11 protein-coding genes and 1 pseudogene are annotated in these 11,770 nt (G+C 69.3%); 4 read left to right on the top strand and 8 right to left on the bottom strand.

All coding sequences use genetic code 11. The features are described 5' to 3' along the window. Window positions 1–2: 2 nt before the first annotated feature. The 4 genes from tsaE to glmS are packed head-to-tail and all read right to left on the bottom strand — an operon-like array spanning window position 3 to window position 3,943. A complete protein-coding gene (tsaE, locus tag RGU41_RS19630) occupies window positions 3–545 on the bottom strand; it encodes a tRNA (adenosine(37)-N6)-threonylcarbamoyltransferase complex ATPase subunit type 1 TsaE (RefSeq protein WP_134449924.1) in 543 nt (180 codons plus the stop codon). Beyond that, complete coding sequence (gene alr, locus RGU41_RS19625) at window positions 542–1,705, bottom strand: alanine racemase (RefSeq protein ID WP_322137405.1); 1,164 nt, start codon at window positions 1,703–1,705, stop codon at window positions 542–544. Before alr ends, tsaE begins: the two co-directional genes overlap by 4 nt. Beyond that, window positions 1,699–2,055: a holo-ACP synthase gene (locus tag RGU41_RS19620; protein WP_322137164.1), complete on the bottom strand. Its 357-nt coding sequence runs from the start codon at window positions 2,053–2,055 to the stop codon at window positions 1,699–1,701. The genes alr and RGU41_RS19620 overlap by 7 nt, the downstream gene beginning before the upstream one ends. Window positions 2,056–2,092: 37 nt before the next feature. Then, window positions 2,093–3,943: a glutamine--fructose-6-phosphate transaminase (isomerizing) gene (glmS, locus tag RGU41_RS19615; RefSeq protein ID WP_134449921.1), complete on the bottom strand. Its 1,851-nt coding sequence runs from the start codon at window positions 3,941–3,943 to the stop codon at window positions 2,093–2,095. Window positions 3,944–3,976: 33 nt separating this feature from the next. On the opposite strand from glmS, the gene coaA reads away from it, so the two are divergent. From coaA to RGU41_RS19600, 3 genes are all read left to right on the top strand, one after another. Continuing rightward, the gene (gene coaA, locus RGU41_RS19610) at window positions 3,977–4,933 is read left to right on the top strand and encodes a type I pantothenate kinase (protein WP_134449920.1); all 957 of its coding nucleotides are present in this window, start codon (window positions 3,977–3,979) and stop codon (window positions 4,931–4,933) included. Window positions 4,934–5,105: 172 nt separating this feature from the next. Further along, entirely contained in the window at window positions 5,106–5,399 is a 294-nt protein-coding gene (locus RGU41_RS19605; protein ID WP_134449919.1) for a DUF6412 domain-containing protein, read from the top strand. Window positions 5,400–5,482: 83 nt separating this feature from the next. Next, entirely contained in the window at window positions 5,483–6,241 is a 759-nt protein-coding gene (locus RGU41_RS19600) for a YidC/Oxa1 family membrane protein insertase (protein WP_322137163.1), read from the top strand. On the opposite strand, the gene glmM is transcribed toward RGU41_RS19600, so the two are convergent. The 4 genes and pseudogenes from glmM to truA all read right to left on the bottom strand — a co-directional run bounded on the left by glmM (window position 6,238) and on the right by truA (window position 9,710). Continuing rightward, window positions 6,238–7,608: a phosphoglucosamine mutase gene (gene glmM, locus RGU41_RS19595; RefSeq protein ID WP_322137162.1), complete on the bottom strand. Its 1,371-nt coding sequence runs from the start codon at window positions 7,606–7,608 to the stop codon at window positions 6,238–6,240. The genes RGU41_RS19600 and glmM overlap by 4 nt on opposite strands. A 19-nt stretch (window positions 7,609–7,627) precedes the next feature. Next, window positions 7,628–8,113: a 30S ribosomal protein S9 gene (gene rpsI / locus RGU41_RS19590; protein ID WP_134449916.1), complete on the bottom strand. Its 486-nt coding sequence runs from the start codon at window positions 8,111–8,113 to the stop codon at window positions 7,628–7,630. 48 nt (window positions 8,114–8,161) lie between these two features. Next, window positions 8,162–8,608: a 50S ribosomal protein L13 gene (rplM, locus tag RGU41_RS19585; RefSeq protein WP_134449915.1), complete on the bottom strand. Its 447-nt coding sequence runs from the start codon at window positions 8,606–8,608 to the stop codon at window positions 8,162–8,164. Between the two features lie 191 nt (window positions 8,609–8,799). Further along, window positions 8,800–9,710, bottom strand: a pseudogene (gene truA / locus RGU41_RS19580) (tRNA pseudouridine(38-40) synthase TruA). Window positions 9,711–9,771: 61 nt separating this feature from the next. Between truA and RGU41_RS19575 the strand changes: the two are divergent. Next, entirely contained in the window at window positions 9,772–11,739 is a 1,968-nt protein-coding gene (locus tag RGU41_RS19575) for an acyltransferase family protein (protein ID WP_322137161.1), read from the top strand. The last annotated feature ends 31 nt before the right edge of the window (window positions 11,740–11,770 follow it).

The following is an 11,770-nucleotide window of genomic DNA, read 5'->3' as shown; positions in this document are numbered from 1 at the left end:
GCCTATTCCCCGGGCCATGCGCCCTCGAACGCGGCCCAGCGGGGGCCGAACCCGGTGATGGTGACGGTGCGCGGCTCGTCGAGGTCGACGTCGAGGTCCAGGCCGGGTGCGGCGGATGCCCGGGCGGAGCCGGCCGCGCCCGCCGGCCCGGTCTGCAATGCGCCCGTCGGCCGCTCGATCTCGATGTCGAGCCACGAGTCCGCGACCCCATCGAGCAGCCCGCGGCCCCACTCGACCACGACGACGGAATGCTCGAAGTCGATGTCGAGGTCGTCGAGTTCCATCGCGCCCTGCAGCCGGTAGGCGTCGACGTGCACGAGCGGCGGGCCGCCGACGAGGCTCGGGTGTGTGCGGGCGAGCACGAAGGTCGGGCTCGTCACCGCGCCGCGTACCCCGAGTCCGACGCCGAGGCCGCGGGTGAAGGTGGTCTTGCCCGCGCCGAGCGGACCGGTCAGTACGAGCAGGTCGCCCGCGCGGAGCTCAGCGGCGACGCGGACACCCCAGGAGTGCATCGCAGCGGCGTCGGGGATCACCCGGCGGTTCATCGCGCGGGCTCCCCGCTCTCGCTGAGGACAGCCCGGTAGCTGCGCGGAACGCGGTGCCCGATCCGGGTGACGATCTCGTAGTTGATCGTGCCGGCGGCATCCGCCCAGTCGGCAGCGCTCGGCACCGGCTCCGGCTCTCCCCCACGCACGTCGGGGTCGCCGAAGAGCACGACCTCGTCCCCGACGTCGACACCGTCCTGGCCGAGACTCACGACGAACTGGTCCATCGCGATGCGTCCGACGATCGGATAGCCGCGGCCGTTGATGTTCACCCGCGCAGAGCCGGACGCCGCGCGGGGCACACCGTCCGCGTAACCGAGCGGGACGAGGGCCAGATTGCCGTCCTCTGGGGCACGCCACAGGTAGTCGTAGGACACGCCCGCTCCCGCAGGCACCCGGCGCACGGCGGCGACGCTCGCGCGGAGGGTCATCGCCGGCGAAAGGCCGAGCTCCCGCGGGCTCGCGTCGTCGAAGGGGGACAACCCGTAGAGGCCGATGCCGATCCGCACCATGGAGAACCGGGCGGCGGGCAGGCGCAGGGCGGCCGCTGTCGACGCGAGGTGCGCGAGCTCCGGGGTCAGCCCTGCCGCTGCGGCGAGGTCGAGGCCGGAGCTGAAGCGGGCGACGGCCTCGTCGTCCGCGGCCGGGGAGGCGTTGGAGAGATGGCTGAAGATGCCGCGGACGTGCACGAGGCCGTCCCGTTCGAAGCCGGAGCCGAGCGCGAAGACCTCGGCCCAGTCCGGCCCGTTCAGGCCATTGCGGCTGAGGCCGGTGTCGAGCTTCAGGTGGACATTGGCGACGCGGCCGAGCCGGCCGGCGGCATCCGCTATGGTCCGCAGCTGGCGGGCGGACGAGACACCCAGGTTGATGTCCCTGGCGATCGCGGCCTCGAAGTCCGTGTCGGGCCCGTGCAGCCAGGCGAGGAGCGGGGCCTCGATGCCGGCGTCCCTGAGCGCGTGCGCTTCGGTGAGATCGGCGACGCCGAGCCAGTCGGCCCCCGCGGCGAGGGCGGTGCGGGCGACGGGGACCGCGCCGTGGCCATACGCATTGGCCTTGACGACGGCCATGAAATGCGGGGTGCCGATCGTGGTGCGCAGGTGGGCGACGTTCGCGGCGATCGCACCGAGGTCGATGACGGCCTCGCGGAACTCGCTCACGATGCACCCTCGAGCACGACGAAGGCGCAGGCGACGCCCGCATCGTGGGTCATCGTGAGGTGCACGGAGTCGACGCCGCGCGCACGCAGCACCTCGGCCATGACCCCGCTCAGCCGGAATCCGGGGTTACCGTGCGCGTCGCTCACGACTTCCATCTCCTGCCAGCTCGTGCCCGCGCTGTCGCCGAGCGCCTTGATCAGTGCTTCCTTGGCCGCGAACCGCGCCGCGAGGGAGTGGTTGGGCAGGCCGCGTTCTGCGGCCGCGAACAGCCGGGGAACGAGTCCGGGCGTGCGCAGAACCTGCCGGTCGAACCGGTCGAGGTCGACGATGTCGACGCCGATGCCACGAATCACGCCCGCGACCGCCTGCCCGTCCCCACTCCGTCCGCGCTTATTCGACCGTGACCGACTTCGCGAGGTTGCGGGGCTGGTCGACGTCGAGGCCCTTGACCGTTGCCAGCTCCATCGCGAAGATCTGCATCGGCACGACCGCGAGGAACGGCTCGAACAGCGGCGAGGCGAGCGGGATCCGCAGTACGGTGTCCGCGAACGGCAGAACGGCCACGTCGCCCTCTTCGGCGATCGCGATGATGCGAGCGCCGCGGGCGCGGATCTCCTGGATGTTCGAGACGACCTTGGGGTGCAGGTGCGCGGAACCGCGCGGGCTCGGCACGACGACGAAGACGGGCTGGCCGGGCTCGATCAGCGCGATCGGACCGTGCTTGAGCTCGCCGGCAGCGAAGCCCTCTGCGTGGATATACGCGAGTTCCTTGAGCTTGAGCGCACCCTCGAGGGCGATCGGGAAACCGACGTGGCGGCCGAGGAACAGCACGGCACGGGTGTCCGACATCCAGGCGGCGAGTTCGTGCACGGCGCTCTCCTGGAGCAGGGTGGTCGCGATCTTTGCGGGAATGGCCTGCAGCTCGACGATCTGGGCCGCGGCATCCGCTTCGGTCATGCTGCCGCGCACGCGGGCGAGGTGCAGGGCGAAGAGGTAGAGGGCGGCGATCTGGGCGGTGAAGCCCTTCGTCGAGGCCACGGCGACCTCTGGGCCGGCGTGCGTGTAGATCACGGCGTCGGACTCGCGGGGGATGGTCGCACCCTGGGTGTTGCAGATCGAGATGGCCTTGGCGCCGGACTCCCTGGCGAACTTGACCGCCATCAGGGTGTCCATGGTCTCGCCGGACTGGCTGATGGAGATGATCAGGGTCTCCGGGTTCAGCACCGGGTCGCGGTAGCGGAACTCGTGGCTGAGCTCGACGTCGACGGGCACCCTGGTCCACTTCTCGATCGCGTACTTGGCGACGTAGCCGGCGTTCGCCGCGGTGCCGCAGGCGACGATGACGATCCGGCGGATGCCGGCGAGCACGTCGTCGCCGAAGGCCTCGAGCTCGGGCACGACGGCCTGGCCCTCGTGGATGCGGCCGAGGAGCGTGTTGGCGATGGCGTCCGGCTGCTCGGAGACCTCCTTGGCCATGAAGCTGGACCAACCGCCCTTTTCGGCGGCGGAGGCGTCCCAGGCGATGTCGAATTCCTCGAACTCGACGGCGTTGCCGTCGAAGTCGGTGATGGTGACGACCTCAGGGGTGATCGTGACGATCTGATCCTGGCCGACGGCGACGGCCCGGCGGGTGAACTCGACGAACGCTGCGACGTCGGAGCCGAGGAAGTTCTCCCCGTCGCCGAGACCGATCACGAGCGGAGAGTTGCGACGGGCGCCGACGACGACACCGGGCTGGTCCTGGTGCACCGCGAGGAGGGTGAATGCGCCGTCCAGGCGGCCGACGACGCTCAGGAACGCGGCGCTCAGGTCGCCGAGGCGCTGGTATTCGCGGCCGAGCAGCACTGCGGCGACCTCGGTGTCGGTCTCGCTCTCGAAGGTGAAGCCCTCGGAGAGGAGCTCCTCCTTGAGAACGGAGAAGTTTTCGATAATGCCGTTATGGATAAGGGCGAGCTTGCCGTTGTCACCGAGGTGCGGATGCGCATTCGCGTCGGTCGGTCCGCCATGGGTGGCCCAGCGGGTGTGGCCGATGCCGGTACGGCCGTTGTTCATCGGGTTGCCTTCGAGGTCCCCGGCCAGAATGGCGAGCTTACCGGCCCGTTTCCTGGTGTTCAGCACGCCGTCATCGTCGATGACCGCGATCCCCGCCGAGTCGTACCCCCGGTATTCCAGTCTCCGCAACCCCCTCATCAGGACCTCGACGCTTTTATCTTCCCCGACATAACCCACGATTCCGCACATAGCCCCGATTTTAGTCCGACTAAGCTGTGTGGAATGTCCGATCCAGCCGCGAGCCTCTGGAACAACGGCCACACCACACCGTTCGTCGAGCTGGATCGAGCGGACTGGGCGGCCCTTGCACCCACCACCCAGCTCCCCCTCCGTGAGACCGAGATCGTGCAGTTGCGCGGCCTCGGCGAGCCGCTCGACCTCGGCGAGGTGACCGATGTCTACCTGCCCGTCAGCCGCCTGCTCAACCTCTATGCCGCTGGAGCAAGCCAGTTGCACCGGGCGACGAGCGACTTCCTCGGCGAACGTGCCCGGCGCACCCCGTTCGTGATCGGCGTCGCCGGGTCCGTCGCCGTCGGCAAGTCGACGATCGCCCGGCTCCTGCGCGAACTGCTGGCCCGCTGGGAGGACACTCCCCGGGTCGAACTCGTGACGACCGACGGGTTCCTCTTCCCGAACGCCGAACTGGCCCGGCGGGGACTGATGGCTCGCAAGGGATTTCCAGAGTCGTACGACCGGCGATCCCTGCTCCGATTCGTGTCCGCCGTCAAGGGCGGCGCCGCCGAGGTGCGGGCTCCGTTCTATTCGCACCTGAACTACGACATCGTTCCCGACGCGCAGATCGTGGTGCGCCAGCCGGACGTCCTCATCGTCGAAGGCCTCAACGTGCTCGCGCCGCCGACAACGGGGCACGGGCTCACGGTCAGCGACCTCTTCGACTTCACCGTCTACGTGGATGCCCGCACCCAGGACATCGCCCGCTGGTACGTCGACCGGTTCCTGCGCCTGCAGCGCGGCGCGTTCAGCAACCCGAAGTCGTACTTCCACCGGTACGCGACGATGACCGAGGACGAGGCCCGCCGGGAGGCCCGCCGTATCTGGGACGAGATCAACGAGCCCAACCTGGTGCAGAACATCCTGCCGACGCGCTCCCGGGCGACCCTTGTGCTCCGCAAGGACGAGAACCACGCCGTGTCGAAGGTGCTGCTCCGCAAGCTCTGAGCGGTGAGGCATCCGCCCGCAGCCCTGACCGATTCGACGGGTTTTTGGCTTTCCGATACGTGGGAGACCGGGTAGACCGGTTCAGAACCGAAAATCTCCGTCGAATTGCTTCACTCCGCGGCGTAGAGTCGACTCACCAATCGTTCTGGCCGACCCGCCTGGAGGCGCGATCGTGAGAGCCGCCTACACCGCGCTGGTGCTGTACCTGGCCGGTCCGCTGCTCGCGCTCATCCTCGTGCCGACCGAACCGGGGATGATGTTCTTCGCCGGCGTCGCCGTACTCGGCCTGGCGCTCGTGATCGGCGTCCAGTGCCGGCTCACGGCCGCCGACGCCCTCGAGATCACAGTCGGCCGCCGCTCCCACCGACACCGCGAGGTGCTCAGCGAACTCGCCGCACCGAGTCATCCCAACACCGCCGGGCGTCCACGCCCGCGCGCACCGGCCCGGCCGCTCGCGGTCGCCTAGACCTCAGCCGGCAACTCCAACGCAGGGCGAGGCAGCGCGACCGCAGACGCGCCCCTCTTCCTCCGACCGTTGGGATATCCTCCGTGGACCTCTATTCCGTTGCGCCCGTCGCAGCCCTGCTCCAAGCCGCCTCGGCGGCCGTCACCACCTTCTCCTCCGCGCTCGCACCCATCTCCGGCGCGAGCAGCACCGCACTCGTCATCGTCCTGGTCACGCTCCTATTGCGGGCAGTTCTCGTACCGGTCGGCCGCGCCCAGGTGCGCGCCGAGCTCGTCCGCAGGCGCCTCGCCCCGAAACTCCGGGAGCTGCAACGCCGGTACCGGGCCGACCCCGAGCTGCTGAACCGCAGGACAGCCGAGCTCTACGCGGCCGAGAAGGCGTCGCCTCTGGCCGGATGCCTGCCGACGCTCCTGCAGGCGCCGATCGTGTCAACCGTGTACGCGCTCTTCGTCCTCGCCAGCATCAACGGACAACCGAATCCGCTCCTCGCTCAGGAGCTCGGCGGCGTCCCGCTCGGCACGTCGTTCCTTGCGCTTCTGGGCACCACCCCGGTCTTCTGGCCCGGACTCATGCTGTTCGGAGCGCTCCTCGCCGTCATCGCCCTGACCGCGGGGCTCTCTCGACGACTGGCTGCGCGATACGCCTCTCCGGTCGTGCCGACAGCCCGGCCCGCTGCAGCACGGCTCGCCGCAATCCTCAGCTGGCTCCCGTTCCTGACGCTTGTGTTCGCGAGCGTGGTCCCGCTGGCCGCGACGCTCTACCTCACGGTGAGCACGGCCTGGACGCTCGTCGAACGCGGCATTCTCTACCGCTCGTTCGCTCCGACCGGGCCCGGGTCCTAGAGGGAGTCGAGGGCGAGGCGCAGGCGCACGACGTCGGCGAGGGAGTGCGCAAGCCGGTCGGCGGTGGCCTGGTCGGCCGCCTCGACCATGACGCGCACCATCGGCTCGGTGCCGGACGGACGCAGCAGCACCCGGCCGGTGTCTCCGAGTTCGGCTTCGGCCTCGCGCACGGCGGCGGCGATGACCTCGTCGGATTTCAGCGCGTGGTGATCGACGCCGCGCACGTTCACGAGGATCTGCGGGAACACGGTCATCACGGCGGCGAGCTCGTGGAGCGGCTTGCCGGTGCGGGCCATCTCGGCGACGAGGTGGAGTCCGGTGAGGATACCGTCACCGGTGGTCGCGAAGTCCGTCATGATGACATGTCCGGACTGTTCCCCGCCGAGAGACAGGCCGTTCGCGTTGAGCTCTTCGAGCACGTAGCGGTCGCCGACCTTGGTCTCGATCATGCGGATGTCGTTGGCCGCCATGGCCCTCCGGAGGCCGAGGTTGCTCATCACGGTGGCAACGAGCGTGCGGTCCTTGAGGACGCCGCGCTCGGCCATCGAGACGGCGAGGATCGCCATGATCTGGTCGCCGTCCACGATGTTGCCGTGCCGGTCGACGGCGAGGCAGCGGTCGGCGTCGCCGTCGTGGGCGATGCCCACGTCGGCACCGTGCTCGAGGACGGCCTTCGCGAGGTTGTCGAGGTGGGTCGAGCCGACCCCGTCGTTGATATTGAGCCCGTTCGGGTGGGCGCCGATGACGGTCAGCTGCGCGCCGGCATCCGTGAAGACCTGTGGGGACACGCCCGCGGCCGCGCCGTTGGCGCAGTCCAGGACGACGTGGATACCGTCGAGGCGGTGCGGGAGGGTGCCGAGGAGGTGCACGACATAGCGGTCTTCTGCGTCCGCGAAGCGTGAGATCCGGCCGACATCGCCGGCGATCGGCGTGAGCTTGTCGTGGTCGAGGTGGGCCTCGATACGATCCTCGACGTCGTCGGGAAGTTTGGTGCCACCGAAGGCAAAGATCTTGATGCCGTTGTCGGGGGCGGGGTTGTGCGAGGCGGAAATCATCACGCCGAAGTCCGCACCGATGTCCGCGATCAGGAATGCCGCGGCCGGCGTGGGGATGACGCCGGCGTCAAGGACGTCGACACCGGAACTGGCGAGGCCCGCGGCTACTGCCGAGGCGAGGAATTCGCCGGAAATGCGCGGGTCACGCGCGAGGACGGCCACCGGACGGCGACCCTCGGCTCGACGCGATTCAGCGCGGCGACCCTGGGTGAGAACTGCGGCACTCGCCTGGGCGAGGCCCAGGGCCAGGCCAGCCGTGAGATCACGGTTGGCCAGGCCCCGAACACCGTCGGTGCCGAAAAGTCGAGGCATGTCGGCGCCGACTATCGATCTAGCGCTTCGAGAACTGAGGCGCCTTACGGGCCTTCTTGAGTCCGGCCTTCTTGCGCTCCTTGACGCGAGCGTCACGGTTGAGGAAGCCGGCCTTCTTGAGGATGGCGCGGTTGTTCTCTTCGTCGATCTGGTTGAGCGAACGCGCGATGCCGAGACGCAGGGCGCCGGCCTGGCCGGAGGGGCCACCGCCGGTGATGCGTGCGATGACGTCGTAGCTGCCGATCAGGTCGAGGACCTTGAACGGGTCGTTGATGAGCTGCTGGTGAAGCTTGTTCGGGAAGTAGTCCCCGAATTCGCGACCGTTCACCGTGATGGTGCCCGAGCCGGGAACGATGCGCACGCGGGCGATGGCCTGCTTGCGACGGCCCACGGCTGCGCCGGGAACGTTGAGGACGGCGCGGGGCGCCTTGGTTACGATTTCGGCCGGGGTCTCGGTGGAATAGCTCTCCGGAGCCTGGTCAATCTGATCTGCGATCTTCGCCACGATGGTGTGAATCCTTTTTCTTAGAGTCGAGAAGTCTGGTGGCCGGCGCTACTGAGCGACCTGGGAGAGGGTGTACGGCTTGGGCTGCTGCGCAGCGTGCGGGTGCTCCGGGCCTGCGTAGACCTTGAGCTTCGCGAGCTGGGCGCGACCGAGCGAGTTCTTCGGCAGCATGCCGCGAATCGCCTTCTCAACCGCACGCGTCGGGTGCTTCTCGAGCATCTCCGAGTAGTTCTGGGCGGAAATGCCGCCCGGGTAACCGGAGTGGCGGTATGCGATCTTCAGTTCGAGCTTCTTGCCGGTGAGGGCGATCTTCTCGGCGTTGACGATGATGACGAAGTCTCCCATGTCCATGTGGGGAGAGAACGTTGCCTTGTGCTTCCCCCGGAGGAGAACGGCGGCGTGGCTGGCAAGACGACCGAGCACGATGTCTGTGGCGTCGATGACGACCCAGTCGTGCTGGACTTCGCTTGCTTTGGGAGTATAAGTGCGCGTCACTGTTGTGCTGCTTTCTTGTTCGAACGGAGGTGTTCGTGAATCCCGCTCCGGGTGTGTTCCCCGACGGGGAACACGATCGATGGAGGGCTCACGTTCGTGTGCCTGGCTGCAACGCACAGACACCAAGGGTCAATGCTAGTCCGCCGGGAGCGTTGGCGCAATTCGCCTGCGCGATTCGGCGACGCGCTGCGCTACTCTTCGTCCTCGTCGAGGGCGCGCCGGGCACGGGTGTCGAGGGCGCGGGCCGCGAGCCGGTCGTCGGCGGGATAGTCGACCGCGAGCAGGGTGAGGCCCTGCGGCGGCATGACCTTGAACTCGCTCGTGCGGGCCCGGTTGATCCGCAGCGTCGCGAGCCGCTCCCCTGCGAGCCGCCCCTCTCCGACCGCGACGCAGGCCCCGACGAGTGCCCGCACCATGCTGTGGCAGAAGGCGTCCGCCTGCACCGTCGCGACGAGCACGCCGTCCGGGTCCCGCCGCCAGCTGAACTCCTGCAGGGTGCGAATCGTCGTGGCGCCCGGCCGGGGTTTGCAATAGGTCGCGAAGTCATGCAGCCCGAGCAGGGACGCCGCGGCCACCTGCATCGGTTCCAGGTCGAGCGCGAAGCCGTGCCAGGTCGTGCGCAGCCGGTCCTGAGGGTTGTGCCCGAGCACCGAGTCGGCGATCCGGTACTCGTAGCGGCGCCAGTTCGCCGAGAACCGAGCGTCGAATCCGGGGGTGCGACGGCGGATGCCTTGATCACGATCTCCGGCTGGGTCACCAGGATCCCCCCGAGCCTCCGCTGCACCATCACCGCGAGCGTCGCAGGGGTCCGGCCCCTTCCCCGTCGGAGCAGGCCCCCGACCTGGTCGGGGGTGAGGTCGAAGTGCGCGACCTGACCGAGGGCGTGCACCCCCGCATCCGTTCGCCCGGCGACGATGAGGGACGGATACGGCGGGTAGCTCTGCAGGATCGTGGCGAGTCCTGCCTCGATCTGGCCCTGCACGGTGCGGAGCTCTGGTTGAATCGCCCATCCCGAAAAATCGGTGCCGTCGTAGGCGATGTCCAGCCTGATCCGGGTGTTCTCCGGGAGCGGGGAGACAACAGGGGCGGCAGGAAGATTCACGGAGGTAAGTGTAAGTGCCGGGCCGGGTATCGTAGAACCCGGATCGGCTCCGCTCACCGCTATGAAACTCAGTTACCGCACTCCCGCATCCCTGCGCCCGGACTCTGAGACTCGGGATTCGCGCCGTTTCTCCGGCCTCGACGGCCTGCGCGGCATCGCCGTGAGCGTTGTGCTCGTCTTTCATTTCTTCCCACAGGTGCTGCCCGGCGGCTTCGTCGGCGTCGACGTGTTCTTCGTGATCAGCGGGTTCCTGATCACCGGTCTCCTCGTGGACGAATATGCCCGGTCCCGCCGGATCTCGTTGCGCCGGTTCTGGAGCCGCCGGGTGCGCCGGCTCGTGCCGCCGCTCGTTCCCCTCGTGCTGCTCTGCTGCACCGTGGCGTGGATGCTCGGGGGCGACGTGCTCGTCGGCCTCGGCTGGCAAGTTCTCGGCGCGGTCACGTTCGGCTACAACTGGGTGTCGATCGCAGGCTCCGCGAGCTACTTCTCGGCGACGAGTCCTGAGCTGTTCCGGAACCTCTGGTCCCTGGCCGTCGAGGAGCAGTTCTATCTGGTCTGGCCGTTTGCGCTGCTCGCGGTGCTGCTGATCCGGAGCGCCCGGATCAGCCTGGCGGTCGTGTGCACCTTCGGCCTCCTCTCCCTGCTCTGGATGGGGTTCCTGTTCCAGCCGGGCTCCGATCCGACCCGGGTCTACTACGGCTCGGACACGCACAGCTTCGGGCTCTTCGCCGGCGCGGCCCTCGCGCTGCTGCTGCGGCACCCGAACGGCCTGGGCGCACCGACCCGCAACGCCAACGCCGGTGCCGCCCGCACCGGCCCAGCGGGCTTCACCCGGTTCGCCTCCCGGCTCGCCTCCCCCGCCCGGCTGCGCCCCTGGCTCGGCCTCGCCGCATTGCTCGGCATCGGTGCGGCTGCGGCGTGGTTGCCCGCCGCGGGCCCGTTGGCGTACCGGGGCGGACTCGCCGCTATCAGCCTGCTGTCATGCGTCGTGATCTGGGCCGCCGTGCGCGGCGCCCGCTTCGGCCGCTGGCTCGACACCCCGGTGCTCCGGTGGATCGGCGAACGGTCCTACGGCATCTACCTCTGGCACTGGCCTCTCTTCGTGCTCGCCGGCGTCGCCTGGCCGGCCGCCGGCGTCGAGGTGCACCTGCTCGTCGCCGCCGTCGCCGTGCTTGTGGCCGCAGCCTCGTATCGGTGGCTCGAGCAGCCGGTGCGGCGCAGGGGCCTGCGCGGCGGCATCCGCTCCCTGTCGGGTTTCGCGACCGAGTCGTGGTCCCGGCTCGCGGTCGTCGGCGTCGCAGCGATGGTCGGCCTGATCCTCGTCGGCGGCACGACGGCCGCTGTCGTCGTCGCACCCGCCGAGACGAGTGCGCAGGCACGGATCACGAGCGGCCGGCACATGCTCGAAGCCGCCCAGGCCGACCGGAAGCGCGAGGACGCCGAGCGGAAGAGCGACCCGACCGCGGCGCCCGCGCCGGTCGCACCGGGCGACCTGATCTCGGCCGTCGGCGATTCCGTGATGCTCGCCTCGGCACCCGAGCTCGAAGACCGGTTCCCGGGCATCCTGATCGACGCCGCCGTGTCCCGGGGCATGCGCGCGGCTCCGGACATCCTTGCCGCCCAGGCCGCCGCCGGGACGCTGCGTCCGGTCGTCGTCGTCGGGCTCGGCACGAACGGGCCGATCACCACGGATGAGCTGCTCGCGATCGAGGCTGCGATCGGCCCCGACCGGAAGCTCGTGCTCGTGACCGCCTTCGCCGACCGGGACTGGACGGCCGGCGTGAACGATGCACTCGCCGGCTTCGCCGCCCACCACCGCCTCGTGGGCATCGCCGGCTGGCACGACGCGATCGCGCCGCACACCGACGTCCTGGCCGGGGACAACATCCACCCGGGTCCCACGGGAGGGCGGATCTACGCCGACTGCATCGCGTCCGCGCTGGACTGGCTCGCCCCCCAGCATCCGTTGCACGGCCGGGACCCCTACCGGCTCGGCCAGGACCCCGTCGTCCTCCGCCCAGTGTCCTAGGAGATCAAAAAGAAGGGCCCGACCGAAGTCG

It is taken from the genome of Cryobacterium sp. 10C3, from assembly GCF_034314285.1.
Lineage (GTDB): Bacteria > Actinomycetota > Actinomycetes > Actinomycetales > Microbacteriaceae > Cryobacterium > Cryobacterium glucosi.
Note: the sequence above shows the minus strand (reverse complement) of the source record. Positions and strands in the feature narration are given on the sequence as shown.

Excerpts from the sequence above, each read along its gene's own strand:
- coaA (WP_134449920.1), top strand. The coding sequence starts at position 3,977 with ATGTCCGATCCAGCCGCGAGCCTCTGGAACAACGGCCACACCACACCG.
- glmM (WP_322137162.1), bottom strand. The coding sequence starts at position 7,608 with ATGCCTCGACTTTTCGGCACCGACGGTGTTCGGGGCCTGGCCAACCGT.
- glmS (WP_134449921.1), bottom strand. The coding sequence starts at position 3,943 with ATGTGCGGAATCGTGGGTTATGTCGGGGAAGATAAAAGCGTCGAGGTC.
- RGU41_RS19575 (WP_322137161.1), top strand. The coding sequence starts at position 9,772 with ATGAAACTCAGTTACCGCACTCCCGCATCCCTGCGCCCGGACTCTGAG.
- tsaE (WP_134449924.1), bottom strand. The coding sequence starts at position 545 with ATGAACCGCCGGGTGATCCCCGACGCCGCTGCGATGCACTCCTGGGGT.